Origin of the sequence: Caulobacter sp. BE264 (genome assembly GCF_031457805.1) — a bacterium.
Taxonomy (GTDB): domain Bacteria; phylum Pseudomonadota; class Alphaproteobacteria; order Caulobacterales; family Caulobacteraceae; genus Caulobacter.
Genome location: NZ_JAVDXI010000002.1, coordinates 159,075 through 185,355 on the forward strand (window position 1 = coordinate 159,075; position 26,281 = coordinate 185,355).

Genomic DNA, 26,281 nt, shown 5'->3' on the forward strand with positions numbered 1-26,281 from the left:
GCCAGGCGGCTAAGCGATCTTCGAAGACGCCCGCGCCTACCGCCCGGGCCGCGCGAAGGCCGCGACGCGCGCGCGCGCCGCGTGCACGGGGTTGGGGGTGTCGACAACCTTTTCCTGGTGGATCGGCTGCGAACGCGTCCCGAGGCGGAAGGCCCCGACACGGTTCGACAGGTCCGCCGCCTCGACCCGCAGCGCATGGGTGGCGTCGGTCGATTGAGAGACCATGGCGGCGTTGCGCTGGGTGACCTGGTCCAGTTGGTTCACGGCGGCGTTGACCTGACCCAAAGCCGTGGCCTGTTCGCTGGCCGAAGCGGCAATGGCGTTGACCAGCTCATCGATGCCGCCAACCTTTTCGTGGATGCCACGCAGCGCCTCGCCCGTCTGACCGACCAGGTCGACGCCCTCGCTGACCTGCCGGCTGCTCTGGGTGATCAGGGACTTGATGTCGCTGGCGGCCTGCGCCGATCGCTGGGCCAACGCCCGTACTTCCTGGGCGACCACCGCGAACCCCTTGCCCGAGTCGCCGGCGCGCGCCGCTTCGACCCCGGCGTTGAGCGCCAGCAAGTTGGTCTGGAAGGCGATCTCATCGATCATCCCCAGGATCTGGTTTACTTGCTGCGACTGGGCCTCAATCTTGGTCATCGCCTCGGCGGCCCGGGTGACGATGTCGCCGGACCGTTCGACTTCGGCGGAGGCTTCGCTGACACGCGACGAGACTTCGCGCGCGCCCTTGGCGGTCTTGCCGACCGCGCTGGTCAGCTGCTCGACCGCGGCGGCGGTCTGCTCCAGCGTGGCCGCCTGCTGCTCCGTGCGTTGGGACAGATCCTCGGCGCTGTGGGCGATGCCGTCGGCGCCGGCGCGAATGCCGCCAGCCGAGCGTTCGACCGCGCTCATGGCATCTGTCAGGGCGCCGGTCGCCCGCTCGAAATCAACCTTCAGGCTCTGGAACTCCGGAGCAAGGTCACCTTCAACCCGGGCCGACAAGTCGCCTGCGGCCAGACGGGCGAGCGCCTCGCCCACAGCCTTGACCGCCGACGCCTGGCGATGCTCGACCGCTTCGCGCTCACGCTCCAGCGCTTCGCGCTCCTCCAGCAGGGCGTCGATGTAGGTCGACACCGACAGATCCATGTCAAGGAATGCGGCCTTGATCAGCGCTGAAAGCCCATCCGCCAGTTCGGCGTCCGATTTGGCGCTGTTGAAAAGCCCCTTGGCGCGCTTGGCCACAAGGGCCCGCATCATCTCTTCGACGACCACGGCGTAGCCGCCGATGTACCACTGCGGAGCGATATCGGCGTCGGCGTGCGCGCGGCCAATACGCTCCACATCGCGAACGTACCCCTCGCCGTAGTCAGCCTGCGCAATACGACGCCAATGGGCGGCCTGGGCGCGCTCAGCGCCGGCCATGTGGCCATCGTCACGGAACTTCACCCGCGTGTCCGGGAAAAGCCGAACCTGGCTGTAGAACTTGCCCAGCGCGGTCCCGATCTCGGCGTCGATCACCGGCTTGATCGCTCGCAGGTTGGCGCGAGACCGCTCGTCGAAGCGCATGAAGGCCATGCGCTGATCAAGCTTGGCGTTGGCGCTCATGCCAGGGGGCTCCGACTCGCTGGTAAGGATTGGTTGACCATGTTGGTGAACGGAATCTGTTAACCAAGATTGAAGTCCGGAGCGATGCGCCCCGTGGCCGCACCGTCCGACAATCTTCGCCATAATGAGAACCAAGCTGCGCCTTGGCGCGTTTTGGACTTGTCAGGTCCTCACGAGGGCTTGGATATAAACGGGACTGAACCCCAAGGACTTCATGGCGCTTCCTGCGGATTTCACCTTGACCGACGAGGACGCAGGCTCGGTCGCCGTCCTGACGGGAGACTGGACCGCGCGGGGCCTGTTCGACGCCGGCCCGCGCCTGGCCGAAGCGCTCGACGGCCGCGCCGATCTACGGCTGGACCTGACCGGTGTGAACCGGTGCGACACCGCCGGCGCCTACGCCATCCTGCGCGCGGCGGGTGAGCGCCTCGACGCCGAGAAGGTGACCGCCCGCAAACAGGTGCTGAGGCTTCTGGAGTTGGTCGGCGCAGCGATCCAGGTCGAACCACAACGCACAGTGCGTCGCGGAGGGTTTTACGCCCTGCTCGAACGGATCGGCCGCGGAGTCTTTGGACTGTTCGCGGACGGCTATGGAACCCTGGTGTTCCTGGGACACCTCCTGGTGGCGCTTGGCCGCAGCGCGGTCTCGCCAAGGCGGATCAGATGGGCGCCGATCGTGGCGCTCTGCGAACGCGCCGGTCTTGATGCGATGCCGATCGTGGCGACGACCACCTTCTTCATTGGCGCTGTGGTCGCGTTGCTGGGCGCGAACATGCTGACCGACTTTGGCGCCCAGGTTTACGCCGTCGAACTGATCGGCATCTCGGTGATGCGGGAGTTCAACATCCTGATCACCGCCATCCTGCTCGCGGGCCGGTCGGCCTCAAGCTTCGCGGCCGAGATCGGCTCGATGAAGATGAACCAGGAAATCGACGCGATGCAGGTCATGGGGGTCGATCCCTATGAGGCGCTCGTGCTCCCGAGGTTCGCAGCGCTGCTTCTGACCATTCCGCTCCTGACCTTCGTGGCCACCATCGCCGGGTTGGCGGGCGGCGTTCTCGTCGTCTGGAGCGTGCTTGATCTCTCCCCTACCTTCTTTCTCCAACGGATCGTGGACTATGTCGGCGCCACGCATTTCTGGATCGGCCTGTCGAAAGCGCCCGTGATGGCCATGGTGATCGCCGCGATTGGCTGCCGCCAGGGTATGGAGGTCGGCAAGGACGTCGAGTCGCTCGGGCGACGCGTCACGGCCTCGGTGGTCCACGCCATCTTCGCGATCATCCTGATCGATGCGGTCTTCGCCCTGATCTACATGGAGCTGGACATATGACCGGCCCCACGCCCCTCCCCCCGCCCGGCGAGGCGCCGGATACGGACAAGTACCCCATCGAAATTCGCGGCCTGGTCACACGGTTTGGCGACAACGTCATCCATGACGGCCTGGATCTCAAGGTCGAGCAGGGCGAAATCCTGGGCGTCGTCGGCGGCTCCGGCTCGGGCAAATCGGTCTTGCTCAACAGCATCATCGGCCTGAAGACGCCGGATGACGGCCATGTCCGGCTCTTCGGCGGCGACATGCGCACCGCGTCCCGTCGGCGTTGGTCTTCGGTCGAACGTCGATGGGGCGTGCTCTTCCAGCAGGGCGCGCTGTTCTCGAACCTGACCGTGCGCGAGAACGTCGCGGCGCCGCTATACGAACACACGCAGCTGCCGCGCAGCGAGGTCGAGGCGATCGCGGACCTCAAGATCGCGATGGTGGGCCTGCCCGCGCGCGCCGCAACCTTGAAGCCCGCTGAGCTGTCGGGCGGGATGCGAAAGCGCGCGGGCCTGGCGCGCGCCCTGGCCATGGATCCGGAACTGCTGTTCCTGGACGAGCCCACCGCCGGGCTCGATCCCATCGGCGCCCAAGCGTTCGACGCGCTGATCAAGGATCTCTCGGACAGCCTCGAGCTGACCGTCTTCATGATCACCCACGACCTGGACAGCCTCTACACGATCACCGACCGGGTGGCGGTCCTGGCGGACAAGAAGGTGGTGACCGTGGCGCCGGTTCGCGAACTCGAGCGTTCGGAACATCCCTGGATCAAACAATACTTCCTGGGCCCCCGAGGGCGCGCCGCTGCGGCCGCCGAGGAGCTGGCCGAGTCGAGGACCGACTACTGATGGAAAGAAACGCCAACTACGCCCTGGTTGGGGCCATCTCGCTGGCGCTCTTCATGGGCCTGGTGATCTTCGCGGTCTGGCTGGCCAAGCTGAGCTTCAACCGCGACTACGACCTGTACGACATCCTGTTCGTCGGCCCTGTACGCGGCCTGTCCCAGGGCGGCGAAGTGCATTTCAACGGCATCAAGGTCGGTGAAGTCACCCGGATCGAACTCGACAAGACCGACACCAATCGCGTGATCGCCCGCGTGCGCGTGACCTCGGACGTGCCGATCAAGGTGGACAGCTACGCAACGCTGGAGCCGCAGGGCATCACCGGCGTGAACTATGTGCAGATCACGGCCGGCTCGCCGAACAAGGAGCTGCTGAAGGATACTGTCAAAAACGGCAAGGTGCCCGTGCTGCGGACCCAACGCAGCGCGCTCTCCGACCTTCTGGAAGGCGGCGGCACGGTGCTGACCCGGACCATCGAAGCCCTCGATCGCGTCAATCGCGTCCTCTCGGACCGAAACATCAAGAGCTTCGGCGCGACCATGACCAACGTTCAGGCCGTCACCCAGGAACTGCGGGATCGCAAGGCGATCATCGCCGACGCCCAGAAAGCGCTCCAGAGCATTGACCAGACGGCCCAGTCGATCACCGAACTGTCCAATAGCGCCAACACCTTGGTCGAGGGGGACGCTAAGCGCACCCTGACAGAACTGGGCGACGCGGCCGCCGAGCTGAAGGCCGCCGCCAGGGACGCGCGTGGCATGGTGTCCAAGCTGGAGGGCCCGACCAGCGACTTCGCCACCACCGGCTTGCCGCAGCTGTCGTCCGCCATCGTCACCCTGCAGTCGGCCGCCGAATCTCTGGATCGACTGGTCGGCGAGGTCGAACAGAACCCCCGCGGTGTTGTCGGCAAGGCGCCCGCCAAGGAAGTGGAGGTGAAGCCGTGAACCCGATGAACCGCAAAACCATGCGCGCGCTCGCCCAGATCGCCACCGCCACCGCCCTCGCCCTGAGCCTTTCGGCTTGCATCAGCGTCTTCCCGAAAAGCAAGCCAGTGGGTCTGTATCGGTTCGGTGACGCGGAGGTCAGTGCGCCGAAGGCTCCTCCGGGCGCGATGTTCGGCGTGCTGAAGTCACCCACCGTGTTCACCCGCGCTGCGGCCGGTGATCGCATGTTGACCAGCACCCAGGGCGAGGTCGCCTATATCGCCGACGCCCGGTGGGTGTCGCCGGCTTTCGTTCTGTTCGAGGAAGCTGTCGCCAACGCATTCCAGAGCGACCCGGGCCGTGCGCGCCTGATCGGGCGGGGCGAGATCGCCAAGGCCGACCTCGTACTGCGCCTGGAGGTTCGAACCTTCGAGGCCCAGTACGTCAACGGGCCCAAGGCGGCGCCGGAAGTGGTCGTGCGGGTGCGCGGCGTACTGAACAACAACCAGGACCGCGCTTTGGTCGGCGACCAGATCTTTGAGGCCCGCGTCAAAGCGGCGGACAACCGCGTCTCGGCGATCGTTCCAGCCTATGACCAAGCCACCGCGAAGGTCCTCGGCGAGGTCGTGGGGTGGGTCAACGCCGCAGGCCCGCCCCCCCGGAACTAGAGCGCGTCCAACGGCTCGGTCACGGCGCCGTAGCCTGCGTCCTCGGGAATGCGCAGGACGGCGCCGTCGACCCAGGGCTCTACGGTCACCAGAGGGCGGCTCGTGGAGCGCGCTACGGCGTCCGACGGGTCCTGGCTCTCGGCGAGCAACTGCAGGTTCATGCGTGTGGGGAAGATCACCTTGCGCTCGCCCGAGGCCGCCAACTCCAGCGCCTTGGCCGGTGCGATCCACTCGGCGTCCACCGCTTCGTAGCCATCACAGATCGCCTGCTGCGCCAGGGGGGCGTGGGCGACGTAGAACCAGGTGTCGAAACGCTTAGGCATCAGCTTGGGCGTGATCCAGCGCGCGAAGATCGTCAGGGCCGAAAGGTCGAGCTTGAGGCCCAGGTCCTCGACCACGTCGATGAAGGCCACCTTGTCCTCGGCGACTGCAGCGCGGATGTCCTTGGCCGCTTCGCCGGCATAGAACGCGCCATCGCGATCGCGGGCCAGCAGAATGCCCGCCTCTTCGTAGGCCTCACGCAACGCCGCGATCCGCAAGGCCGCGCCATCCTGTTCTGTGACGTCGAAGCCGATCGCCAGGTCGCGCCAGCGGGGATCACTGTCGCCTTGGTGGCTCTTGCCACCGGGGAAAACCAGCGCGCCCGCCGCGAAGTCGATCTGGTGGTGACGCTTGACCATCAAGACCTCGAACGTCGGCGCGTCTCGAAGCAGCAGTATGGTCGCGGCAGGTCGGATCGGACTTGGAGATGACTCAGGCATGGCGACAAGTCTGGCGCCCGCAGCGGTGCTTGCCCAGACCTGTTTCGAACAACTGTTAGGTTCCGCAGGGTCAGGCCGACTGGGCGCGACGCTTGCTGGCGCTGCGGTCCATGCGCTCCAGCAGGTACTCGCTGTCCTCTCGCGACGCGATGTGGGACGAGGTCAGGAAGCGCTGGATCATGTGCTCCTGGAAGCGCTCGCGATCATGGGCCCGACCGTCGAACTCAAGTCCATGGAACGCGTCGACCCCGGCTCGGAACGCCGAGTAAAGCCGCGAGGGCAAACCGGCCCGCTCGCAGATCGCCTTCAAGCCGAGAGGGCCGGCGTCGTGGATCATCAGCCATGTGCGATGATGCGGCACCCCCGCAAGTTCGGCGACCGCCCACTCGAAGAAGGTCATGTGTCCATGCGCCAGCGCGCGCAGGATCAAGGACGGCGACAGACGTCCCATCTTGTTCAGGTGAGCGACAAACGCCTTGGGGTCCGCCGTACGGCCAGCCTGATCAACGAGATCAATCGTCGCGCGCTCTGTCGCGCCCAGGATCAGCTCCATGGTGCGTTCGGGCGATACCGCGTGGCTGGTCAGGATATGATCGCGCAGCTGTTCGCCGACCATGTCGATCAGGCGCTCGGTGACCGCCAGCGGCAAGGCCGACCGATAGGCCACCGCTTGCAGCACCTGCTCTGACTTGGAGAACCGGTCGAGCGCCTTCTGCAGCGTGACTTCGGAAAAGCGCGCGTTGTCGTTCGCGCAGACCGTCGCGACGACGTCCTCACCGCCCTGCTCGACCAGCAAGGTTGTTATCTTGCTCGAGAGCTTGGGGCGCTTGGCTACGGCCATCTGACGCAACGGACCGCCCACCTTCACGATCTCGGCGAGATCGGTGTCAGTGAAGACGGGCGAGAAGCTGATGATCGGCAGACTGACGCTCTCGACATCGCGCGCCAGGCGGTTGGCGACATCCGGCGGTAGCGCCGTTGAGTTTTTCAGCGTCACCGCCATGGCGCGACGGACAAGCTCGGCGGCGTCGGCGGCCATGACGCGAAGAATGTCGTGCGCGACTTCGCGCTCCTCGTCGGTGAGGACGGAACGATCGATGCTGCGACAGAGCTTGTGCGCCGCCAGCGCGCGCTCATCGGGCGTCGCGCCCTTGACGAGCATGCGGATGTCGGAGTCGGTGAGTGCAGCGCGCGTGGTGGCCATGGTTCGCCTGCAGGGAGCTATGCGTAGAGTCGCATCTTCGGCGGTTAGGCTTAATGATTGTTTGCGCCACGAAGCTGTGGATTAACGATAAGCCGTAACGGGCCGCAAACCACGCTCGACTACGGTGCCTCCTCAACCAAGAGGAGCGCGACCTTGCTCGCCGAGCGCCGCCTAGCAGCTACGACGACGGACGGCGCCCAGGTGGTCAAGGCCCTGGACGCTCAAACCGCGCTATTGCCTTACGCTCTGGCGGTTTTCGCGGTCAGCCTGCCGCTTTTCGTCTGGGTCGGATCGTTCGCCGCCAATCCGCTGTGGATGACCGCCAGCTTCGCGATCTTCGCGATCAACTGGGGCGCCTTCTACGCGGCGGTGAACTGGCTGCGCGACGAACCGTCGCAAGATCTGGCGCGGCGCGCCCGCGTTCAGGTGCTTTGCGGCGTCCTCTGGGCGCTCGCCGTGGTCCAGATCTCGGCCTTTGCGCAAGCCGCCGGCCCGGCGCGCGAGACGCTGCTGCTTCTCGCGACGGCTGGAGCCGTGCTTTGCGCCTTCTTCGCCGCGCCCTACCTGCCAGGTCTTCTGATCATCGCGCCGCTCGCTGCGGCGGGTCCGCTGTGGGCCCAGTTTTCGCACTCAGACAGCCGTCAGGCCGGTGAGTTGACCTTTGGCGCTACGGCCTTTGCGATGACCCTGGCGCTGATCCTCAACCGCATGTTCCGTCGCCAGCACGATCTCGCCATCGCGCACGAACAACTGGTCGACGAGCGTTTGCGGGTGCTGGAGGAGGCCGAGCGCACGGCGCGCTCGAAGTCCGACATCGTCGCCACCCTGAGCCACGAGATTCGCAACGGTCTGACCGGCGTCACCCACGTGCTGGCCGCCGCCGCCGGTCGAGGCGGCCGCGCCGCACCGTCACGCGAGCAGCTGAATGCGGCGCTGGACGCGGCGCAGGACCTGGTCGCGGTCCTGAACGCCACCCTTGACTCCGAGACCGCAGAGTCTGGCCGACTGCAGGTCGACGCCCGTCCGTTCGATCCCGTCCGGCTGGTTCAGGATCTCGCCTTGCTGGACAAGCCGCATGCGGCGGCCAAGGGGCTGGAGCTCGCGGTGCACGTCGATCCGCTCTTGCGCGGGCCCGCCAAGGGCGCGGCGATCGCTGATGCGCTCCGCACGCGGCAGATCGTCTCGAACCTGCTGGGCAACGCTGTGAAATACACCGTACGCGGCCGCGTCGAGGTTCGACTCGAGCTCCGCGAAGACCTGATCGCCATCGAAGTCGCCGACACGGGTCCGGGGCTGTCGCCCGACGAAATGGACCAGGCCTTCGAGCCTTTCCGTCGTGTCGAACGCACCGGCGCGGGGGTCAACGGCGCTGGCCTTGGATTGTCGCTGTCGCGCCAGCTGGCGCGCCTCATGGGTGGCGCGCTGGACGCCCGCAGCGCCGTAGGCGTCGGCAGTTGCTTCACCCTGACCCTGCCGTTTGATCCCGCCGCCCAAAGCGAACTTGAAGAAGAGCTCGAGACCGTGACCGTCGAAGCGCCGGGCGCGCCGCGCACGCTGCGCGTGCTGATCGCCGAGGATGATGCGTTGAACGCCGCGATGCTGCGCGCTGTTCTGGAACAGCTGGGCCATCAGGTGGTCCATGCCCAGAACGGTCGACGCGCGGCCGATCTGGCCAAGATCGCCGAGTTCGACCTTCTGATGCTGGATCACCGCATGCCGGTGATGGACGGGCCTGCGGCCGCAGCAACGTTGCGTCAGGGCGAAGGCCCCAACCGCCTGACCCCGATCGTCGCGATCATCGATGGCGAAGCCGAAGAAGCCGCCGAGTTCCTGGAGGCGGGAGCCGACATCGTTCTGCGCAAGCCTGTCAGCGTGGCCGGCGTGGCGCGAGCCCTCGCCGACGCCGCCGCCCTGGACCGCAACGACCCGGCCAAGGTCGCTGCCTGATCCACATACCGTAGGGTAAGCCTTCCCTCGACGAAGACCCGGCCCCATCCTCGCAAGTAACGAGAACATATGGGAGGTGGCGATGCTGGAAGGCCTGCGCGTCGTTGAACTGGCGACCTATATCGCCGCCCCCGGCGCTGCCGGCGTCATGGCCGACTGGGGCGCAGACGTCATCAAGGTCGAGTCGCCCGAAGGCGATCCGATGCGGCGGTTCTTCGACACCATTGGCTCAGACCAGGACGCCAATCCTGTCTTCGAGCTCGACAATCGGGGCAAGCGGGCCGTCGTCCTGGACATTCGCAGCGACCTGGGCCGTGACGCCCTCAAGGCGCTGGCCGCCACAGCCGACATCTTCCTGACCAATGTGCGGCCGGCGGCGCTGGCCCGGGCGGGCCTGGATTACGAAGCGCTCAAGGCCGTCAATCCGCGCCTGATCTACTGCAGCCTGTCCGGCTACGGCCTGACCGGGCCAGACGCCGACAAGCCGGGCATGGATGTCGCGGCCTTCTGGTCGCGCGCCGGGGTGGGTGCGATCACCGCGCCGAAGGGCGCCGAACCCTTCCCGATCCGTACGGGCATGGGTGACCACGTGACCTCCCTGGCCACTGTTTCTGCGATCCTGGCGGCGGTGCATGAGCGCACCCGCACGGGCGTCGGCCGTCTCGTCGAGACCTCGCTGCTGCGCACCGGCGTCTATGCGATCGGCTCGGACATGGCGATACAGCTGCGCTTCGGGAAACTGGCCTCGACGCGTGGGCGCCGCGAGGCTGTGCAACCGCTGGCCAACTTCTACAAGACCGCCGACGGCCGTTGGATTTGCCTGCTACCCCGGCAGGGCTCGGTCGACTGGCCAAGGATCGCCGCCGCCGCCGGACGGCCAGAGCTGGTCGACGACCCCCGCTTCGCCTCCGCCAAGGCCCGCCGGGAACACGGCCAGACACTGGTGGACATTCTGGACGAAGCCTTCGGCGCCATGACCTATGACGACGCCGCCGCCGCGCTGGACGCTGGAGACATCACCTGGGCGCCCTATCAGACCCCTCGTGAACTGGCGCTGGACGCGCAGGCCGAGGCTGCAGGGTGTTTCGTGGAGACGCCGGACGGCGCAGGCGGAACCTTCAAGGCCCCGGCGGCGCCGGCGCGATTCCCCGGCGCTATGGACGGCCCGCGCGGTCCAGCGCCGAAACTTGGCGCGGATACTGCGGCGGTGTTCCGGGAGCTGGGCTGGTCCGAAGATCAGGTCGCGGCTCTGACCAGCGTCAGCGCTGCTTGACCTTGTCATTGGCCTCAGCCAGCACCCGCAGCATCTCGGCGGAGAACATCGAGCTGGCCAGGCGCTGACCTGCGCCCATCCCCGAACCGCTCGGGTCTCCGAACGGGCTACCGATATCCTGGGAACCGCGGAGGATGAGATCCACGACCGCCTCCTGCTGGCGAATGCGCTCCAGGCGGCGACCGCTGGCGTACTGGATGAAGCCTTGGTCACCAGAGGCGTCGCGCGATGGAGCGTCGGTGACGCGCGTCGCGCCGCCGGTCTTGGTCAGGTTGGCGTAAAGCTCACCGACAGTGGTCGGCCGCCCGTCGCGGTAGAAGATCGAGCGGTTGGCCTGGGCGGCCTCCGGGAACATCGCGGCGGCGCTTGCGGTGGGCGAGACCGACGCGGCCTGAATCAGGCGCGCCGAGCCCTGCGGCCCCAGGAAGTGCGCGGCGTAGAGCTCCCCCGCCGTCGGAGTGCGTCCCACGCGGCCGCGCAGGTACGAGGCATGGTCAGACGCCAGCTCGCCGGCCATCAGGGAGGCCGCATGCGGGTCCATCTTCAGGCCCAGCACCGCCTTTCGGGCCTCGTCCCCCTCGACCCGATAGCGGCCGTCGGCCCCTTGGCTGATCAGGTCGGCGTAGCGCGCATAGCCGTACTTGGAGCCGTGCTTCTTGAGCGTCGCCAGCCAAGTTTGGTCAACGAACTGGAACAGACCCGACGCCGATGAGGTCCTGGCCTTGGCGCCGGGATTGAAACCGCTCTCGCGCTTCGCCGTGCCCATCAGGAACGTGAAGTCGACCCCCGTCGCGTTCGACGCGCGCTGGATCGCCGACTCGACGACGTTGCGGAGGGAATTCACGGCGGGCATGGCTTCAGGAGTCGCCGATCATGGTTAATCCCGGATTAACCACGTTACCGGCGCGGTGCGACCAGAGCGCACGCCCCCATTCTTACAAACGTAAGACGATTTGTTCTTCGGATTACGATTGTCAATTTACAGCGGGAGCACACCATGGTGATGTGAGACTACAGTCGTAGTTTCCCATGGAGATGGACATGGCTCTGGCTCTGAACCCTCACGGCTCCGGCATACCGGGGTTGGATGACGCGCCGCGCAAACCAGCCAAGGTTCTGCTGATTGGACTGGGCGTGTCCGGTGCGCTGCACATCGCGCTGATCGGGTACCTCGCCTATCAGAGGTGGACGCAGCCGATGCCGACCATGGCGCCGGATACCGGCTTCATCGTCGAAACCGTGCCACTCGCGGCCAAGCCGCCTCCCCCGCCGCCGCCAGCCGACAAGCCGCAGCCGACAGTGAGCGCGCCGAAGCTCCACATTCCCGTTCCCGCGCCGTTCGACGCTCCGCCGCCGCTCCTCGCCGATCCCAGGATCGTTTCAGAGGGGCCAGCGGTAGCGCCCCCTATCACGACCCTGGGTCCCACAGTCTCCCCCCTGCCCTCGCCGCCACTGCCGCCGCCCAAGGTGATCATGCGCGCCAACTGGCAGCGAACTCCCTTGCCCGATGAGATGGCCCGTTACTACCCCGAAAGCGCTCAGCGCCGGGGGCTCTCGGGCCAAGCGACCCTCAGCTGCACCGTCGCGCTCAACGGAACGGTGCGGGATTGTGTGGTTGTGGCGGAGTCGCCGGCGGACGAGGGCTTCGGGAGCGCCGCCCTGAAGATATCGCGGTTCTTCAAGATGAAGCCGCAGACCGAGAACGGCGAACCGGTCGACGGCGCTGCCGTTCGCATTCCCATCCGCTTCAACGCGGGCGCCTGACAGCCCCATGACGCAAGCGCCCAGCCTCCGGCGCTGAAGCGGAGGCCGGGCCGCAGCCTTCCCTGCGGCCCGGCCATCTGTGTCTTCAGTAGCTCTTCGGCAGGCCCAGGACGCGCTCGGCGATGAAGTTCAGGATCATCTCGCGGCTGACCGGCGCGATGCGGGCGATCATCGCCTCGCGGAAATAGCGCTCGACGTCGTATTCCTTGGCGTAGCCCATGCCGCCATGCGCCAGCACCGAAGCCTCGCAGGCGTGGAATCCAGCCTCGGCGCCCAGATACTTGGCGGCGTTGGCTTCGGCCCCGCACTCCTTGCCCTGATCGTAGAGCGACGCGGCCTTGAAGGCGAGCAGGTTGGCGGCCTCCAGCTCGGCCCACGACTTGGCCAGCGGATGGGCCACCCCCTGGTTCTGGCCGATCGGACGGCCAAAGACGATCCGCTCGTTGGCGTAGGTGGTGGCCTTGGCCAGCGCCGCGCGGCCCAGGCCGATGGCTTCGACGGCAAACAGCACCCGCTCGGGGTTCAGGCCGTGCAGCAGGTACTGGAAGCCCTTGCCCTCCTCGCCGACCAGATCCTGCGCGGGGACAAACAGGTCCTCGATAAATAGCATGTTACATTCGACGGCCTTGCGCCCCATCTTCGGGATCGGCTTGGCTTCGATGTTCTCGCGGTCGGTATAGAACAGCGAAAGGCCTTGGTGCGGCTTGGCGCACTGATCCTTTGGCGTCGTCCGGGCGATGATCAGGATCTTGTTGGCGCGCTGAGCCCCTGTCGTCCAGATCTTGCGGCCGTTCAGGCGGTAACCGCCCTCGACCTTCTCGGCCCGGGTCTCCAGGCTGGAGGTGTCCAGGCCCGAGTTCGGCTCGGTCACGGCGAAGCACATCTTGTCTTCGCCCGAGATGATCCGTGGCAGCAGGCGATTGCGCTGTTCGTCCGAGCCGAACTTCACCAAAGGCATCGGACCGAAGATATTCAGGTGGATCGCCGACGCGCCGGAGAAGCCCGCGCCAGACTGGGCCACCGTCTGCATCATCAAGGCCGCCTCGGTCAGGCCAAGACCCGCCCCCCCAACGCTTTCGGGCATGGCCACGCCCAACCAGCCGCCTTCGGCGATGGCGGCGACGAACGCCTCGGGAAACTCGCCCGTCTCGTCGGTGCGACGCCAGTATTCGTCATCGAAGGCCGCACAAACCTTGGCCACGCCCTCGCGGATGGCCTCTTGTTCCTCGGTCAACCAGAATCCGGACATCGGCCAACTCCCCTGCGTGTTCTTCTTGCTTTAAGTCTTGGGCTTCTCGAAACGCCTTGCGTCCATTGCCGCAGCGTCCTGGCCCAGGTTATCGCCTGTCAGATACGCCCCGACCAAGTCCGCGACAAGCGGCGCGAACAGCCAGCCGTTCCGGCGGGCCCCGACCGCGATCAGTACACCGGGCGCTTGGCTCCAGCCAACGAGAGGCAGTCCATCTGGGGTGGTCACCCGAACCCCGACCTCGACCTCGGCCTGGTCAAGATCCAGATCTGGACGCAGAGCCGCAGCAGCGGCGCGAAGGGCCTTGGTCGCCGCGCGGTCGGGCGCCAGGTCGTCTCGTCCATGCTCCATGGTCGCCCCGATCGCCAGGGCCGCGCCGCCCGGCGCGAGGTAGACGCCTTCGCCCCGCACCACGGGCGCTTCATCGTCGCCTTGCATCGACAGACGCAGGATCTGACCCTTGATCGGAGTCAGGACTCGGGTCTCTGGCGCGAGATCGCCGCCGCGAACGCCGGGTCCCGTGGCCAGAACCAAGGCCTCAAACGCCTCGCGGCGACCGTCGGCCAGCGTGGCAAGGCCAGGTTCAAACGCCCGAACGGCCGCCGACTGGAATGTCGCCCCAGCGTTGCGGGCGGCCTCGTGCAACGCCTCAAGCGTCTGACGCGCGTCGATCCGCCAATCCTCGTCGATGAAAGCGCCGGCTGGCGCCCCCAAGGCGTCAAGACGCACCGCAACCTCGCGTCTCCAGCCTTCCGCGCCCTCGATCCGCACACCGCTGCGGACCAGCCTGACGCCCAGCGCCGCCGCGAAGTCCGGCCACAGGTTCCGCGCGCGCCTCATCACATCCAGGTGGTCGCGGGAGGGGGGATCGAACAGCGCCTCGCTGACCGGCGCCAGCATACCAGCCGCGACACTGGAAGCGTTCACGTGACCAAGGGACGGGTCAAAGGCCGTGACTTGGAACCCCAGGCGCGCCAACCGCAGGGTCACGGCGGATCCCAAGGCCCCGGCTCCCGCCACGGCGACGCGCGCGCCTGATTGAAGTTTCATGGCGCGCAGACACCTTCAGCGGCGCCCCGCGTCAAGTCCCAACGACGCGTAAGATCTCGAAATCAACCATAAGAATAAACCATACGCCGCGACACTTCAACGCGAAGACCCGTTCCGTGCATGGCCGCGCGTGACGAGACCGCCAAGCTCGGTCTATATCCGTTAAGTCTACAGTCAGCCGTTTACCGGTGTTGGAGGGAATAGAGGCGGATGAACGATCGACCCGCAGCCGAACAGGCCCATCCCGTTGATCTCTATGTCGGGGCCCGGCTGAGAATTCGTCGCAAGATGATGGGTCTCAGCCAGACCCAAGTGGCCGACGCCCTCGGCATCACCTTTCAGCAGATCCAGAAGTACGAGCGTGGCGCCAATCGCATCAGCGCCAGCAAGCTCTATGACGCCGCTAAACTGCTTCAAGCGCCCGTGTCGTATTTCTTCGAAGGCCTCAACGAGACGGACGGCGGCGTCGACGACGGGTTCGCTCAGCGTATGACCGAGTTCGTTTCGACGCCGGAGGGCCTGGAGCTCGCCAGCCTGTTCCCGCGCCTCGCCGACCGTCGCCTTCGCCGGCGGGTGGTGGACCTCGTTCGGGCGATGGTGGACGACGACGCCCCCTAGGGCGCTGCGCCTCCATGCAACCGCCCGCTGCTTCAGACCCCGCCACGGCGCGGGGTCTTTTGCTTTGCGCCGAGCGTGAAGAATCGACGGCCGGCGCCGCGAGAATGATCCATGTTTTTGCAGTGCAGCAGACAGTTCAGGCTCGCCAACCGCGTTCACGAGGCCGCCCGGCCGTAAAAAACCCCGCCGCACGGGCGTTTTGTCCCCGTGAATCGACATTTTAACCTTTCCTAACGGGTGACAAACGCGATCCGCGTCGTCAGGCTCGAACTTCCCTGATTCACAGGAATGAGCTTGAGAAGATGAACGTTTCCGATCTGGTCGACGCCGCTGTCGCCGCCGACGAAAAACTGACGAAGACCCAGGCCAAGGCCATCATCGACGGCGTCTTCAAGTCGATCTCCGACGCCGCCGTGAAGGGCGAAGAAGTCTCGATCCCGGGCTTCGGCAAGTTCAAGGTCCAGGCCAAGCCGGCCCGCACCGGTCGCAACCCGGCCACCGGCGCGACCATCGAAATCGCCGCCAGCAAGAAGGTCGCCTTCACGCCGGCCAAGCAACTGAAGGACGCCGTCAACGGCTAAGCCTTTGGGCGAGGAGCCGACGCCTCGGGCGGTCTGCTCCTCGCTTTTGCTCTGGGGTGCGACATTCAGCCTAGCGCGAACGTCGCACCCTTAGGCTTTAAAGAACAAAACAAGAACGATACCATGTCCGCATGGCCGTTCTCGATCTCAGGCGCAAGCTCGCCATTCTCTCCGACGCTGCGAAGTACGACGCCTCCTGCGCGTCGTCAGGCGCAGCGAAGCGCACGTCTCTGGATGGCAAGGGCGTCGGCTCGACTGAAGGCATGGGCATCTGCCACGCCTATGCGCCGGACGGGCGCTGCATCAGCCTGCTCAAGATCCTGCTGACCAACTTCTGCATCTACGACTGCGCCTACTGCATCAACCGCGTGTCGTCGAACACGCCCCGGGCCCGCTTCTCGGTGAAGGAGGTCGTCGACCTCACCCTCAACTTCTACAAGCGCAACTACATCGAGGGCCTGTTTCTATCGTCCGGCGTCATCCGCTCAGGCGACTACACGATGGAAGAGATGGTCCGGGTGGCCAAGTCGCTACGTCTGGACCACGACTTCCGCGGCTATATCCACCTCAAGCTGATCCCCGAAGCCTCGCCCGAGCTGGCGGCGGAGGCGGGCCTCTACGCCGACCGCGTCTCGATCAACATCGAGCTGCCACGCGACGACAGCTTGAAAACCCTGGCTCCGGAGAAGGACGCCACAGATATCAAACGGGCGATGGGGCGCATGCGCCTGGCCATCGACGATCATGCCGAGCCCGCGCGACGATCCGGGAGACGCGCCTTCGCGCGCAGCCAATCCACGCAACTGATCGTCGGCGCAGACCAGGCCAAGGATGGCGACATCCTGGCCCGCAGCGCGAATTTGTACGGGGCCTATCGCCTGAGCCGCGTCTACTACTCAGCCTTCAGTCCAATCCCGGACGCCAGCCATCGCCTCCCCCTGGTGCGACCGCCCTTGCTGCGAGAGCACCGCCTCTACCAGGCCGATTGGTTGATGCGCTTCTATGGATTTGCGCAGCCCGAGATCGTGGGCCAGGGGGATGATCTGGATCTGTCGGTCGACCCTAAGACCGGTTGGGCGCTGCGGCACAGGGAGCGGTTTCCCGTCGACGTACAGACCGCCGATCAGGAAGCCCTGCTTCGCGTTCCGGGCCTGGGCGCGAAAGCTGTCGGGCGGGTACTGGCTGCGCGACGCCTCAGCCGTTTGACGCTCAATGATCTGAAGCGCGTGGGCGCGGTTGTGAAGCGCGCCAAACCCTTCGTGATAACCGCCGACTGGCGGCCAGGCGCGTTGACTGATCGCGAGGACCTCAAGGCCGCGCTCATCGCGCCAACCCAACTGAGCCTGTTCTGATGCGCGTCGTTCGCTTGGCCTCGGAGATCGATTTCGAAGGTTGGCGCAAGGCCGCACGGGCCTTGCGGGCCGCAGGCGCGCCGCCGGACACGCTCATCTGGACCGTTGAGAGAGACCTCTTCGAGCAGGATGCGCCGATCACGGCGGCGACGGCGGCGACCGCGACGTTCACGGCGCCGGCCGGCTTCCTGAACCTCGCCCGGCAAGTCGTCCTGAACCGATCGTCCGATCGGTTCGCCCTGCTCTATCGGATCCTCTGGCGACTCGAGCGCGATCCGCGGCTGATCGACAATCCCGCCGATCAGGACATGGCGCGCGCGCGCGATATGGCCAAGGCGGTGAGCCGCGCCGCCCACAAGATGAAGGCCTTTGTCCGGTTTCGGTTGGTGGAGGGCGCGGAGAGGGAGACCTACGCGGCCTGGTTCGAACCCGCGCACCGCGTGACCGAGGCGACGGCGCCGTTCTTTGCGCGCCGATTTTCAAACATGGACTGGACCATCCTGACTCCGGACGCTTGCGTGGCGTGGGACGGAGAGCGCCTGACGGTCTCCGAAGGGGCCGATCCCGCCGACGCGCCGTCCGAGGACGCTCAGGAGGAACTCTGGCGCACCTACTACGCCTCAATCTTCAATCCGGCCCGCCTGAATCTTCGCCAGATGCGTCAGGAGATGCCCAAGCGGTATTGGCGCAACCTTCCCGAAGCGTCGCTCATTCCAGGGCTTATTGAAGCCGCCCAGAACCGCGCCGCCGCCATGGTCGCAACACCGCCGCGCCCGCCCTCCGATCGCGTCTTGAAGGCCGCCCAGCGCCACGCAAGGGACGCTTCGTTCGGCGCTGGCGTTCCGTCCAATCTGGAAGCCGTCCAAGCGGGCGTCAGCCTCTGCCGACGCTGCGACCTCTGGCGAGACGCAACCCAAGGCGTTCCAGGCGAAGGTCCGCAAAACGCACCCTTGATGTTTGTCGGCGAGCAGCCAGGCGATCAGGAGGACCTCGCAGGACGTCCCTTCGTCGGACCTGCCGGGGAACTTTTCGACGCAGCGCTGGCCGAGGCTGGGGTGCCGCGCGGACGCGTCTACGTGACCAACGCGGTCAAGCACTTCAAGCACGAGCCCCGAGGCAAGCGCCGCCTCCACAAGACCCCAACCCAAGCCGAAGTCAGCGCTTGCCGCTGGTGGCTGGACGCCGAGCGGCGCCTGGTCCGCCCACGCGTGACCGTCATGCTCGGCGCGACCGCCGCCCTTGGCGTTATGGGGCGACCCACGCGGGTCTTGGAGTCGAGGGGGCGGCCCCATGCCCTGTCGGATCAAAGCCAGGGATTGGTGACGTTCCATCCGGCCTATCTCCTCCGTCTGCCCGACGCGGCCGAGCGGGCGTCGGCCTATCGCGCGTTCGTGGAGGATCTGCGACTGGCGGGTCGACTCTCGGGCCTCGTCTGACCGCGCAGCGAGCGTGCCGGAGCCCGCACGTCGCTGGGCCGCAGAGGTCGCCACCCCAGCGCTGCCTGAACGTCTCACCCTCGGCGTATTGCATACGCCTCGGGCCGAGGGGAGCGGGAGACCCAACCTGTTTCCGCCGCCGTAGCGGCCGGGAGTATAGCCCCGGGCGCTCGGCGTTCGGCGCTTCGTCGGAAACGAAAAAAGCCCGGCTAAGCCGGGCTTTTCAAGGACTTGCGATGGTACCAGCTCTCGGGCTCGAACCGAGGACCTCTAGATCCACAATCTAGCGCTCTAACCAACTGAGCTAAGCCGGCTCATCGCGAGGCGTTGTCTTTAGTGGGATCGTTCGTCGGGATCAAGCACCGATCCCGATGTTTTGAACGGAAAACGCCCCGGAGCCGAAACTCCGGGGCGCTCCTTAGCTTTCGCCTTCGTTCAAGCCCTACTGCGGGACTTGGAACACCAGCGGGACGGTCACCTGGCCACCGTCGACGGGCGCGCCGTCGAGGGTCTTAGGCTTCATCCGGAACAGGCGCGACAAGCGGATAGCCGCATCGCCGAAGCCCATGTCCGCAGGCGATTCGGAAACCACCGAACAACCTTCCAGAGTGCCCTTGGCCGTCACGGTGCACGAAATCGTCGCGCGACCGCTGACTTCCATCCGCTGAGCGCGGTCCGGATAGTACCGGGCCATATCGTCGCCCGAAGGCTTACGGGCCCAGTCCGGACGCGTGATGACCGACGCGCGAGCCGGCGGGTTCGAAGGAACCGGCGGCGTGGGCGAGATCACCGGCGGAGCCGTCTGTTCCACCCGCTTTTCAACGGGCGGGATCGGCAGCGGCGGCGGCGGCGTCACGTCCGGCGGCGGAGCCACCGGGGGACGCGGCTGAACCACGGCCGGAGGCGGCGGAGGTTCATTGGTCGGCGGCGGCGGCGGCGGAGGCGGCGGAGGCGGCGGCGGCGGCGGAGGCAGCTCCACAACCGTCGCGTCGTCCGAGTACTCCTGGAACACGGCTTCGAACTTTTGCTTCGCGAGGTAAGCGAAGAGAAGCGCGTGCAGACCAACCACCACAGTCAGGGCGACGCCGAAAGGACCGAAGCCCTTCTTGCGACGCGGACCATCCGAAGTGAGCGGATCGTAGCGGCGATGCTCGGGCGTATTTTGATCAGCCATGCATCACCCCCTACTGACTATCATCCCGTCCAACGAGCGCCACGCTGTAGAAGCCGTTATCCTGGAGAGTGTTCATCACCTCCATGAAAGCCCCATAGCGAACCTTCTCGTCGGCCCGGATGAAAATGCGCTCCTTGGTCGGATCGCGACGACCCATGCTCTTGGTGATGTCGTAGCCCAGCTCATCGATGCTGGTCTCGTTGTCACCAAGGTAGATCTGCCCCGACTGTTTGATCGAGACGTAAACCGGCTTGGATGGTGGCGGCGATGATTTCGCCACCGCCGGCGGCAGGTTCACTTCGACCGACACGGAGGCCAGCGGAGCCGCCACCATGAAGATGATCAGGAGCACCAGCATAACGTCCACGAAGGGCGTAACGTTGATCTCGCTGTTCTGTTCGACGTTGAACCTGTCGCCCCCACCGCCTGAAAGTTTGGCGGCCATGGGTGTTACGCCCCCTTGTCGAGCTGGCGCGAGATGGCGTTCATCAGTTCAGCAACGAAACCTTCCGAACGCGTGCCGTAGGCCGAGATGCGGGTCTGGAAGTAGTTGTAGAAGATAACGGCCGGGATAGCGGCGAACAGACCGATACCGGTGGCGAGCAGGGCTTCAGCGATACCCGGCGCGACGACGGCGAGGTTGGTCGTGTTGGTGTTCGCGATGCCGATGAACGACGTCATGATGCCGTACACGGTACCGAACAGACCGATGAACGGACCGCCCGAACCGACCGAGGCCAGGAACACCATGCCGCCCGACAGGCGCTTGGCCAGCGAAGCTTGAACGGCGTTGATGGCGTAGGTCGCGCGGCTCAGCGTCGAGTCGCGGTGCTCGCCGGCGACGGCCAGGCCGGCCTGACGCGACAGCTCAACTTCCTGCGAGGCGGCGGCGGCCATGTCGGCCATCGGGTTGCCTTCGAATTCTTCCGACGAGCTGATGCGCGCGATGTCGGCGATCGAGCGAGCGCCGCGGAAGGCTTCCAGGAACTTGTCCGATTGCTTGTTCAGCGCGGCGAACTCGAAAATCTTGGTGAGCAGCAGCACCCACGAGAAAACCGAGGCCAGGATCAGGCCGATCATGACGACCTTAACGACCACGCCGGCGGCCATGAACATGCCGACGGGGGTCAGCGAGTGGCTGGCCTTAGCCTCGCCGCCTTCTTCGGCGGGAGCGGCTTCCGGAGCCGGAGCGGCGGCGGCGGCGGCGTCCGCGGCCGGAGCGGCGGCGGCGTCGGTGGCCGGTTGAGCTTCAGCGGAGGCGGCGGCCGGAGCCGCAGCGTCTTGCGCAAAAGCCGGGGCGCTCGCCATCAGCGCCACGGCGCCGACGAGAGCGATGAGGGGGGTCTTCCGTTTAATGTCGAGCATCTGTCGCCAGTTCCTGATTGGTCTAGCACGTTTGGACCGAGGGTCGTCGCGCGAGAGCGTCTCCACCCTAACTCTGAATAGTCCGCCTGGAGCTCGATAACTCTCGCCCCGAGCGGACCCGCTTCGCTGCGCTCGACCCGTTACGCCCCTCACGAGGACCAGCCTCCAGAAGGATCGTTTCGAAGCGCGTGCAACCGACGCCCTTTCGGGCTCCGGTCTTACCACAATGTTAGAATTGCGGCTGGGGTCCTTTGGCAACCCCTTTTCGCACCGTCAAGGGTCTCATTTGGGCACAAATTCATCGCCGCCCCCCCGCACCCCCAAGGCTTACCGCACTGCACAAAACGGTTTTCCGGATTTCGGGGCGGTTTTTCCCTGCCAACGAGAAAAAGCATGCTGCACCGCAGCAAGGCAACAAAACGTGGGTCTGTGAAGAAAGGCGCCTGTCTGCGCGGCAGATGGGCGGACCGCGCGGCGGAAACAAGTCTGGCCATCGAGAAAACGACGCGCGCGCCGACCGGGCGACCGGGCGGCCTTCCGAACGACTTCGGCCTCTGAAGCCTGACGAGGAGGCAAGAAGAGAGGAGTGGTGCCTGGGGCCGGAATCGAACCAGCGACACGCGGATTTTCAATCCGCTGCTCTACCAACTGAGCTACCCAGGCATCCGGGCTTTGGCGGCTGAAACCGCCTTGGCGACCTCGCCGCGAAGCGAGGAGCCGGGTCTATAGGGGAGGCGCGAAAGGAAGTCCAGCGCCGTTTTATCATTCCCTGTTGATGTCTGGGGATGGCGGATTTTCCTCGTCATCCTCGCCGCCGGCGACCACGTAGCGACCGCTCAGCCAGCGCTGAAGATCCACGTCCGCGCAGCGCTTCGAACAGAAAGGACGAAACGCGGAATCAGCGGGCTTGGCGCAGATGGGACATTTCGCGCTCATCTCGCGGACACCTCAAAACTTTCGACCGCCCGCGCGGCGTCGGGCTCGATCGCGAAACGCCGCCCCAGGCGGTGGGCCAGACCCTCATCAAGCTCGGCCAGGACCGCGTTCGCGACTGCGGGGGCGCAGCGCGCGATGAGACGCCCGCCGGGATCCGCCCTGCCCTCACGCTCCAGAGCGCGAGCGACAAGACGGGCGACGTGCCGAGCGTTGGCGCGCCCGTCGGGACCGAGCAATCGATCGAGAATCGGCGGAGATCGCCGAGGCACGATCATCTCAAGTGTTCCGAACTTGCTGATCGCGCCGATTCCCACGCCTGGATTGTCGGGCGCGAAGGCGTTGCGCGCGGCTGTCGTCAGGGCCTGGGCGTCGTGCCCTCTGCCGACGAGGTCGAATACGACGATCCCGGCCAGTCCCTTGAGGCGAAGAACGCGCGCGGCGACATTGATCGCAGCCATGTTGGCCAGACGCGCAGCGCGCTTGGAATCGCCGGCTTCACGAGCGCCAAGATCAACATCGATCGCGGTAAGCGCCCGAGTCGGCTCGACGGCGATGTCGCCGCCGCCCGGCAAGCTGAAGATGGTGGCCATGGATTCGGCTTCCGCCGCCTCGACCGCGAGCAAGGCCTTGTCGCCCGTCGTGGGGGAGCCGGCCTTCACGAACTGGTGGAGGCGCTCCTCGATTGAAGGAGCCTCAGCCAGCACGCGCGGCTCGCCTTGGGCGTCGGCCACAAACCGCGCCACGGCGGATTTGTCGGCGCGCGAAGGCGTCTTGATCTCGATCTCGACCACACCGCCCTCGACAAGGGGCGGCATGTCGGGACGGAGTGGCAGGATCAGGTCCTGACCGCCCGGCAACTGCACAAAGGCGGATGAAAAGGCCTTCTCGATCTTGCGCACCCGCGCCACGCCCCGCACGCCCTCGGCGTCCAAGGGGTCGTCGCCCGGCCATTCGATCATCAGCCGCTCGGGGCGCCCGTCGAGCGTCACCACGCCGACAGTCTCGCCCACGCCCTTGTAGAGGTAGGCGCGGCGCACGGTGGGAGCCTTTGCGCTCATGGGCGGTAACCCAGGCCGGAAAGCAGGTTCAGCGTCTCGTACAGGGGCAGACCCACAACGCTGGGATAGGAGCCTTGCAGGTCGGTGATGAAGCCACCGGCAAGACCTTGAACGCCATAGCCGCCGGCCTTGCCGCGCCACTGGCCGCTGGCGACATAGCTGTCGCGTTCGACGTCAGACAGGCGCTTGAAACTCACCTTGGTCTCGACTAGGCGCGTCGCCGTGCGACCATCAGGCGCGATCAGCGCAACGCCGGTGAGAACCTTGTGATTCCGGCCGGACAGCAGCTTCAGGCAGTAGAGGACGTCAGCCTCGGTCTCGGCCTTGGGAAGGATGCGACGCCCGACGGCGACGACCGTGTCGGCCGCCAGGACAAAATCGCTCGGCGCGCGCGCGGCGACCACCTGCGCCTTCTCCAGCGCAAGGCGCAGCGCATGGCGGCGCGGGGTCTCGTCGCGAAGCGGAGTTTCGTCGATGTCGGCGGGATCAACCCGGTCGGGCGTTACGCCGACCTGGGCGAGCAGGTCGAGGCGCCGGGGGCTCGCGCTGGCCAGCACCAGCGCCGGCCCGGCGGCCACGGGGGCGGCCGTCGTCGGAGCCATCGGCGACCTACTTGAAGCGGTAGGTGATACGGCCCTTGGTCAGGTCGTAGGGGGTCATCTCGACCAGGACCTTGTCGCCCGCCAGAACGCGGATGCGGTTCTTGCGCATCTTGCCGGCGGTGTGGGCGATGATCTCGTGGTCGTTTTCCAGCTTCACGCGGAACGTGGCGTTCGGCAGCAGTTCGCTGACCGTACCGGGAAACTCGAGCAGTTCTTCCTTAGCCATCAGGCCTCTCAAAGGGACGAATCGAATAGCCGCGAACGCCGCTTTGACGTCGAGTCAGAGCGGGGCCGATCGCGGCGAGGCGCCTCTATAACGCAATTACCCCCCAAACGTCGATGGCGCGCCGAAACGTTGCTTGATGGCGGTCGCCAGCGCGTCCCGGACTTCGCGATAGGCCTCGAGACGCGCCTCCCGCGAGCCGTCGGTAAGGGTCGGATCGTGGGTCGGCCAATACTCGATCTCGACGGAGCGATCGCGAGACAGCTCTACGGCGCGGTGCTGCGCCTCAGGGGTGAGTGAGACAACGACGTCGAAGCTGTCGTCCTCCAGCTGCGCGAAGGTCTTGGGCTTGTGATCGGACACATCCAGGCCAAGCTCGTCCATGACCGCCACGACAAAGGGGTCGATCCCCTCCCCGGCCGGATCGGACTTCAGGCCGCACGAATCGACGAAGGCCCGCGTGCCGTAGAATCGCTTGAACAGCCCCTCGGCCATCGGCGAGCGGACGCGATTGTAGTTGCAGGTGAACAGCACCGCGTCCGGCAACGGCTGCGACACGGTCAGCCCCGCCAGTGCAGCGCGCAGATCAGGGTGAACAGGCGGCGCGCCGTATCCAGGTCGGTCTTGACCTTACCCTCAAGGCGCTCGCGCAGAAGGTTCGAGCCCTCGTTGTGCAGACCGCGTCGCCCCATGTCCAAGGCCTCGATCTGCTGCGGCGAGGAGTTGCGGATGGCCGAGTAGTAGCTGTCGCAGATCAGGAAATAGTCCTTGATCACACCGCGAAACGGCGAGAGCGACAGCAGGTGGCGGCGCTCGTAGCCCTGGCCGGCGATGTCGAAAGCCAGGCGATTCTCGATCAGCGACAGCCGCACGTCATAGGGCCCCTCCCCCGCTTCGACGGGTTCGAAATAGTTACCCTCGAGCAGATCGAAGATCGCGACCTGACGCTCCTGCTCTTGGTCGCGCGACGCGGCCGCGAGGCTGTCCTCGTCGATCTCGATCGACTTGATCCGTTGGGTGGCGCGGGCGTCGGTGCTCATCTGACGCGGGAGGTTCGCGCGTCAGGCGCCGCTTGGCAACCTCACCGACGCCGACAGGGCGTGGGCGGGCAGCCCTTCGGCCGTGGCGAGGGCCACGGTGTGCGGTCCAAGCACCGCGAACGAGGCCGGATCGCACTTCACGATCGAGGTGCGCTTGATGAAGTCGTAGATCGACAGGCCGGACTGGAAGCGCGCGGCGCGGCTGGTCGGCAGCACGTGGTTGGAGCCCGCGACATAGTCGCCGATCGCTTCAGGCGTGAGCCGCCCCAAAAAGATCGCGCCGGCGTGGCGCACGCGGTCGGACAGACGCTCGGGATTATCCAGTGCGAACTCGACGTGCTCGGGCGCGATGGCGTCGACCAGGGCCGGGCTCTCGTCCAGCGGCGCGATGATGACCGCCCCATGGTCGCGCCACGACGCGGCGGCGTCCTCGCCGGTGGCGAGGGTCTTCAGACGCGCGATGACGGCCTGCTCCACTGCGGCGGCGAAAGCTTCGTCGTCGGTGATCAGAATCGACTGTGCGGCCGGGTCGTGTTCGGCCTGGCTGAGCAGGTCCGCCGCGATCCAGTCGGGATTGTTGTCGCGGTCGGCGACCACGACGATCTCGGACGGTCCGGCCAGCGCGTCGATGCCCACAACGCCGTAGAGGCGGCGCTTGGCGGCGGTGACATAGGCGTTGCCGGGGCCGACGATCTTGTCGACGGGCTGGATCGGACCCGCGCCGTAGGCCAGTGCAGCGACGGCCTGGGCTCCGCCCACGCGCCAGATCTCGGTCACGCCGGCTTCCTTTGCGGCGGCCAGCACGGCCGGCTGCAGCTTGCCGGGCGGGGTGACCATGGCGATACGATCGACGCCGGCGACCTGGGCCGGGACGGCGTTCATCAGCACGGTCGAGGGATAGGCCGCCCGCCCGCCGGGCACGTAGACGCCTACGGCTTCCAGCGGCGTCCAGCGCCAGCCCAACTCCACGCCGGCCTCGTCGGTCCAGGCCTGGTCGGCCGGACGCTGGCGGCTGTGATAGGCGCGAATGCGGGCGGCGGCGAAGGCGATGGCTTCGCGCACATCGGCAGGGGTCTCGGCCGCGCCGGCCTCGATCTCCTCGGCGGTGACCCGGATCGTCTCGGCTGTCAGTTCGACCTTGTCGAAGCGCCGGCTGTAGTCGAGCAGCGCCTCAAGCCCCTGCGTGCGGACCGCCTCCAGCACGGTGGCGGCGGCGGCGTCGACATCGGCCGGCGAGCCGCGACGCTCGTCGAGGAAAGCCTTGAAGGCGACCTGGAAATCGGGATCGGAAAATTGGAAGCGGCGCATGGCCT

General features: G+C 66.3%; 27 protein-coding genes and 2 tRNA genes. 11 read left to right on the forward strand and 18 right to left on the reverse strand.

Features of this window, described 5'->3' with window-relative positions; genetic code table 11:
* Positions 1–36: 36 nt before the first annotated feature.
* The gene (locus J2X45_RS06035) at positions 37–1,587 is read right to left on the reverse strand and encodes a globin-coupled sensor protein (RefSeq protein WP_310212540.1); all 1,551 of its coding nucleotides are present in this window, start codon (positions 1,585–1,587) and stop codon (positions 37–39) included.
* A gap of 214 nt (positions 1,588–1,801) precedes the next feature.
* Here J2X45_RS06035 and J2X45_RS06040 point away from each other — a divergent pair, with 214 nt between their 5' ends.
* From J2X45_RS06040 to J2X45_RS06055, 4 genes are read left to right on the forward strand one after another with little or no spacing between them, the layout of a single operon-like run.
* Entirely contained in the window at positions 1,802–2,917 is a 1,116-nt protein-coding gene (locus J2X45_RS06040) for an MlaE family lipid ABC transporter permease subunit (RefSeq protein ID WP_310212544.1), read from the forward strand.
* Positions 2,914–3,750 carry an ABC transporter ATP-binding protein gene (locus tag J2X45_RS06045; RefSeq protein ID WP_310212548.1) on the forward strand — a complete coding sequence of 279 codons (837 nt, stop codon included), beginning with the start codon at positions 2,914–2,916 and terminating at the stop codon, positions 3,748–3,750. Before J2X45_RS06040 ends, J2X45_RS06045 begins: the two co-directional genes overlap by 4 nt.
* The gene (locus J2X45_RS06050; RefSeq protein ID WP_310212550.1) at positions 3,750–4,688 is read left to right on the forward strand and encodes an MlaD family protein; all 939 of its coding nucleotides are present in this window, start codon (positions 3,750–3,752) and stop codon (positions 4,686–4,688) included. Before J2X45_RS06045 ends, J2X45_RS06050 begins: the two co-directional genes overlap by 1 nt.
* Positions 4,685–5,335, forward strand: a complete 651-nt coding sequence (locus J2X45_RS06055) for an ABC-type transport auxiliary lipoprotein family protein (RefSeq protein ID WP_310212553.1) — start codon at positions 4,685–4,687, stop codon at positions 5,333–5,335. The genes J2X45_RS06050 and J2X45_RS06055 overlap by 4 nt, the downstream gene beginning before the upstream one ends.
* Here the strand turns inward: J2X45_RS06055 and J2X45_RS06060 are convergent.
* Entirely contained in the window at positions 5,332–6,096 is a 765-nt protein-coding gene (locus J2X45_RS06060) for an NUDIX domain-containing protein (protein ID WP_310212555.1), read from the reverse strand. The two genes, J2X45_RS06055 and J2X45_RS06060, sit on opposite strands and share 4 nt — an antisense overlap.
* Before the next feature lie 70 nt (positions 6,097–6,166).
* A complete protein-coding gene (spbR, locus tag J2X45_RS06065; protein ID WP_310212557.1) occupies positions 6,167–7,300 on the reverse strand; it encodes a pole-localized protein SpbR in 1,134 nt (377 codons plus the stop codon).
* A 153-nt stretch (positions 7,301–7,453) separates the two neighbouring features.
* Between spbR and J2X45_RS06070 the strand changes: the two genes are divergently transcribed.
* Together J2X45_RS06070 and J2X45_RS06075 are read left to right on the forward strand one after the other, a co-directional pair.
* Positions 7,454–9,247, forward strand: a complete 1,794-nt coding sequence (locus J2X45_RS06070) for an ATP-binding protein (RefSeq protein WP_310212559.1) — start codon at positions 7,454–7,456, stop codon at positions 9,245–9,247.
* Between the two features lie 82 nt (positions 9,248–9,329).
* Positions 9,330–10,520, forward strand: a complete 1,191-nt coding sequence (locus J2X45_RS06075; protein WP_310212562.1) for a CaiB/BaiF CoA-transferase family protein — start codon at positions 9,330–9,332, stop codon at positions 10,518–10,520.
* Here the strand turns inward: J2X45_RS06075 and J2X45_RS06080 are convergent.
* Positions 10,507–11,373: a transglycosylase SLT domain-containing protein gene (locus J2X45_RS06080; protein ID WP_310212565.1), complete on the reverse strand. Its 867-nt coding sequence runs from the start codon at positions 11,371–11,373 to the stop codon at positions 10,507–10,509. The genes J2X45_RS06075 and J2X45_RS06080 overlap by 14 nt on opposite strands.
* A gap of 188 nt (positions 11,374–11,561) precedes the next feature.
* On the opposite strand from J2X45_RS06080, the gene J2X45_RS06085 reads away from it, so the two are divergent.
* Positions 11,562–12,284 carry an energy transducer TonB gene (locus J2X45_RS06085; RefSeq protein ID WP_310212568.1) on the forward strand — a complete coding sequence of 241 codons (723 nt, stop codon included), beginning with the start codon at positions 11,562–11,564 and terminating at the stop codon, positions 12,282–12,284.
* A gap of 85 nt (positions 12,285–12,369) precedes the next feature.
* Here the strand turns inward: J2X45_RS06085 and J2X45_RS06090 are convergent, their stop codons facing one another.
* Both J2X45_RS06090 and J2X45_RS06095 read right to left on the reverse strand, forming a co-directional pair.
* Complete coding sequence (locus J2X45_RS06090; protein WP_310212571.1) at positions 12,370–13,533, reverse strand: acyl-CoA dehydrogenase family protein; 1,164 nt, start codon at positions 13,531–13,533, stop codon at positions 12,370–12,372.
* A 30-nt stretch (positions 13,534–13,563) separates the two neighbouring features.
* The gene (locus J2X45_RS06095) at positions 13,564–14,583 is read right to left on the reverse strand and encodes an FAD-dependent oxidoreductase (protein ID WP_310212575.1); all 1,020 of its coding nucleotides are present in this window, start codon (positions 14,581–14,583) and stop codon (positions 13,564–13,566) included.
* Positions 14,584–14,793: 210 nt separating this feature from the next.
* Between J2X45_RS06095 and J2X45_RS06100 the strand changes: the two genes are divergently transcribed.
* The 4 genes from J2X45_RS06100 (at position 14,794) to J2X45_RS06115 (ending at position 18,570) form a co-directional block, all read left to right on the forward strand.
* On the forward strand, positions 14,794–15,201 hold the full coding sequence (locus J2X45_RS06100) for a helix-turn-helix transcriptional regulator (protein WP_310212578.1): 408 nt from the start codon (positions 14,794–14,796) through the stop codon (positions 15,199–15,201).
* 302 nt (positions 15,202–15,503) lie between these two features.
* The gene (locus J2X45_RS06105; RefSeq protein ID WP_310212580.1) at positions 15,504–15,782 is read left to right on the forward strand and encodes an HU family DNA-binding protein; all 279 of its coding nucleotides are present in this window, start codon (positions 15,504–15,506) and stop codon (positions 15,780–15,782) included.
* A 131-nt stretch (positions 15,783–15,913) separates the two neighbouring features.
* Positions 15,914–17,134, forward strand: coding sequence for a putative DNA modification/repair radical SAM protein (locus tag J2X45_RS06110; RefSeq protein WP_310212583.1), 1,221 nt, complete (start codon positions 15,914–15,916; stop codon positions 17,132–17,134).
* Positions 17,134–18,570 carry a UdgX family uracil-DNA binding protein gene (locus tag J2X45_RS06115; RefSeq protein WP_310212586.1) on the forward strand — a complete coding sequence of 479 codons (1,437 nt, stop codon included), beginning with the start codon at positions 17,134–17,136 and terminating at the stop codon, positions 18,568–18,570. The genes J2X45_RS06110 and J2X45_RS06115 overlap by 1 nt, the downstream gene beginning before the upstream one ends.
* Before the next feature lie 237 nt (positions 18,571–18,807).
* Here J2X45_RS06115 and J2X45_RS06120 read toward each other — a convergent pair.
* The 12 genes from J2X45_RS06120 to hisD all read right to left on the reverse strand — a co-directional run bounded on the left by J2X45_RS06120 (position 18,808) and on the right by hisD (position 26,276).
* A tRNA-His gene (locus J2X45_RS06120) sits at positions 18,808–18,884 on the reverse strand.
* A gap of 128 nt (positions 18,885–19,012) precedes the next feature.
* Entirely contained in the window at positions 19,013–19,744 is a 732-nt protein-coding gene (locus J2X45_RS06125; protein ID WP_096051982.1) for an energy transducer TonB, read from the reverse strand.
* A 10-nt stretch (positions 19,745–19,754) separates the two neighbouring features.
* Positions 19,755–20,189: a biopolymer transporter ExbD gene (locus J2X45_RS06130; RefSeq protein WP_310212594.1), complete on the reverse strand. Its 435-nt coding sequence runs from the start codon at positions 20,187–20,189 to the stop codon at positions 19,755–19,757.
* A 5-nt stretch (positions 20,190–20,194) separates the two neighbouring features.
* Complete coding sequence (locus J2X45_RS06135; protein ID WP_096051983.1) at positions 20,195–21,109, reverse strand: MotA/TolQ/ExbB proton channel family protein; 915 nt, start codon at positions 21,107–21,109, stop codon at positions 20,195–20,197.
* Positions 21,110–21,696: 587 nt separating this feature from the next.
* A tRNA-Phe gene (locus J2X45_RS06140) sits at positions 21,697–21,772 on the reverse strand.
* A 99-nt stretch (positions 21,773–21,871) separates the two neighbouring features.
* On the reverse strand, positions 21,872–22,045 hold the full coding sequence (locus tag J2X45_RS06145; protein WP_310212600.1) for a DNA gyrase inhibitor YacG: 174 nt from the start codon (positions 22,043–22,045) through the stop codon (positions 21,872–21,874).
* The gene (locus tag J2X45_RS06150; protein WP_310212603.1) at positions 22,042–23,103 is read right to left on the reverse strand and encodes a ribonuclease E/G; all 1,062 of its coding nucleotides are present in this window, start codon (positions 23,101–23,103) and stop codon (positions 22,042–22,044) included. Before J2X45_RS06150 ends, J2X45_RS06145 begins: the two co-directional genes overlap by 4 nt.
* On the reverse strand, positions 23,100–23,705 hold the full coding sequence (locus J2X45_RS06155; protein ID WP_310212606.1) for a Maf family nucleotide pyrophosphatase: 606 nt from the start codon (positions 23,703–23,705) through the stop codon (positions 23,100–23,102). The genes J2X45_RS06150 and J2X45_RS06155 overlap by 4 nt, the downstream gene beginning before the upstream one ends.
* A 7-nt stretch (positions 23,706–23,712) precedes the next feature.
* Positions 23,713–23,931 carry a translation initiation factor IF-1 gene (gene infA / locus J2X45_RS06160; protein ID WP_004617696.1) on the reverse strand — a complete coding sequence of 73 codons (219 nt, stop codon included), beginning with the start codon at positions 23,929–23,931 and terminating at the stop codon, positions 23,713–23,715.
* Positions 23,932–24,027: 96 nt separating this feature from the next.
* Positions 24,028–24,486 (reverse strand): low molecular weight phosphatase family protein, encoded by a 459-nt coding sequence (locus J2X45_RS06165; protein WP_310212609.1) that lies wholly within the window; start codon positions 24,484–24,486, stop codon positions 24,028–24,030.
* Positions 24,487–24,488: 2 nt separating this feature from the next.
* Positions 24,489–24,968: a UPF0262 family protein gene (locus J2X45_RS06170; RefSeq protein ID WP_310212612.1), complete on the reverse strand. Its 480-nt coding sequence runs from the start codon at positions 24,966–24,968 to the stop codon at positions 24,489–24,491.
* A gap of 21 nt (positions 24,969–24,989) precedes the next feature.
* Complete coding sequence (gene hisD, locus J2X45_RS06175; protein ID WP_310212614.1) at positions 24,990–26,276, reverse strand: histidinol dehydrogenase; 1,287 nt, start codon at positions 26,274–26,276, stop codon at positions 24,990–24,992.
* Between the last annotated feature and the right edge of the window lie 5 nt (positions 26,277–26,281).

Coding starts and splice junctions, on each gene's coding strand:
- J2X45_RS06090 (WP_310212571.1), bottom strand. CDS start 13,533: ATGTCCGGATTCTGGTTGACCGAGGAACAAGAGGCCATCCGCGAGGGC.
- J2X45_RS06145 (WP_310212600.1), bottom strand. CDS start 22,045: ATGAGCGCGAAATGTCCCATCTGCGCCAAGCCCGCTGATTCCGCGTTT.
- J2X45_RS06170 (WP_310212612.1), bottom strand. CDS start 24,968: ATGAGCACCGACGCCCGCGCCACCCAACGGATCAAGTCGATCGAGATC.
- J2X45_RS06150 (WP_310212603.1), bottom strand. CDS start 23,103: ATGAGCGCAAAGGCTCCCACCGTGCGCCGCGCCTACCTCTACAAGGGC.
- J2X45_RS06085 (WP_310212568.1), top strand. CDS start 11,562: ATGGCTCTGGCTCTGAACCCTCACGGCTCCGGCATACCGGGGTTGGAT.
- infA (WP_004617696.1), bottom strand. CDS start 23,931: ATGGCTAAGGAAGAACTGCTCGAGTTTCCCGGTACGGTCAGCGAACTG.
- J2X45_RS06080 (WP_310212565.1), bottom strand. CDS start 11,373: ATGCCCGCCGTGAATTCCCTCCGCAACGTCGTCGAGTCGGCGATCCAG.
- J2X45_RS06155 (WP_310212606.1), bottom strand. CDS start 23,705: ATGGCTCCGACGACGGCCGCCCCCGTGGCCGCCGGGCCGGCGCTGGTG.
- J2X45_RS06075 (WP_310212562.1), top strand. CDS start 9,330: ATGCTGGAAGGCCTGCGCGTCGTTGAACTGGCGACCTATATCGCCGCC.
- J2X45_RS06105 (WP_310212580.1), top strand. CDS start 15,504: ATGAACGTTTCCGATCTGGTCGACGCCGCTGTCGCCGCCGACGAAAAA.
- J2X45_RS06035 (WP_310212540.1), bottom strand. CDS start 1,587: ATGAGCGCCAACGCCAAGCTTGATCAGCGCATGGCCTTCATGCGCTTC.
- J2X45_RS06050 (WP_310212550.1), top strand. CDS start 3,750: ATGGAAAGAAACGCCAACTACGCCCTGGTTGGGGCCATCTCGCTGGCG.
- spbR (WP_310212557.1), bottom strand. CDS start 7,300: ATGGCCACCACGCGCGCTGCACTCACCGACTCCGACATCCGCATGCTC.
- J2X45_RS06100 (WP_310212578.1), top strand. CDS start 14,794: ATGAACGATCGACCCGCAGCCGAACAGGCCCATCCCGTTGATCTCTAT.
- J2X45_RS06045 (WP_310212548.1), top strand. CDS start 2,914: ATGACCGGCCCCACGCCCCTCCCCCCGCCCGGCGAGGCGCCGGATACG.
- J2X45_RS06060 (WP_310212555.1), bottom strand. CDS start 6,096: ATGCCTGAGTCATCTCCAAGTCCGATCCGACCTGCCGCGACCATACTG.
- J2X45_RS06040 (WP_310212544.1), top strand. CDS start 1,802: ATGGCGCTTCCTGCGGATTTCACCTTGACCGACGAGGACGCAGGCTCG.
- hisD (WP_310212614.1), bottom strand. CDS start 26,276: ATGCGCCGCTTCCAATTTTCCGATCCCGATTTCCAGGTCGCCTTCAAG.
- J2X45_RS06115 (WP_310212586.1), top strand. CDS start 17,134: ATGCGCGTCGTTCGCTTGGCCTCGGAGATCGATTTCGAAGGTTGGCGC.
- J2X45_RS06130 (WP_310212594.1), bottom strand. CDS start 20,189: ATGGCCGCCAAACTTTCAGGCGGTGGGGGCGACAGGTTCAACGTCGAA.
- J2X45_RS06135 (WP_096051983.1), bottom strand. CDS start 21,109: ATGCTCGACATTAAACGGAAGACCCCCCTCATCGCTCTCGTCGGCGCC.
- J2X45_RS06095 (WP_310212575.1), bottom strand. CDS start 14,583: ATGAAACTTCAATCAGGCGCGCGCGTCGCCGTGGCGGGAGCCGGGGCC.
- J2X45_RS06125 (WP_096051982.1), bottom strand. CDS start 19,744: ATGGCTGATCAAAATACGCCCGAGCATCGCCGCTACGATCCGCTCACT.
- J2X45_RS06110 (WP_310212583.1), top strand. CDS start 15,914: ATGGCCGTTCTCGATCTCAGGCGCAAGCTCGCCATTCTCTCCGACGCT.